Below are 303 nucleotides of genomic sequence, written 5' to 3'. Positions count from 1 at the left end.
GCGTGGTAATAGAAGTGCCGCGCGACCAAAGGAATATCGATGTCCCGGCTCTCACGGATGGGCTTGCCGTTGTCGAGGGTCTCAAGGACCGCAAAGAGGCGCTAATGCTTTTGCACCAACCGCGCGATGGCATAGAGGTATTTCGCCCGCGCATGTCCCGATGTTTTTGCCCATGGCCCTTGCGCCGCGCGTGCTGCTTTTACGGCGGCGTCAACATCGCTTTTGGTGCCTTGGCTGATGATCGCGAGGGTCTCGCCATTGGCTGGGTTTTTGCTTGGGAAACCCTTGACGGGTTTTGTGAAG

1 pseudogene is annotated in these 303 nt (G+C 57.8%); it reads right to left on the bottom strand.

Annotated features, from left to right (window positions below):
- Nucleotides 1-303 (bottom strand): annotated as a pseudogene (locus tag AB9F29_RS22075) (aldehyde dehydrogenase family protein); the annotation flags it as partial.

The organism is Falsihalocynthiibacter sp. S25ZX9, from assembly GCF_041205405.1.
Classification (GTDB): domain Bacteria; phylum Pseudomonadota; class Alphaproteobacteria; order Rhodobacterales; family Rhodobacteraceae; genus Falsihalocynthiibacter; species Falsihalocynthiibacter arcticus.
Note: the sequence above shows the minus strand (reverse complement) of the source record. Positions and strands in the feature narration are given on the sequence as shown.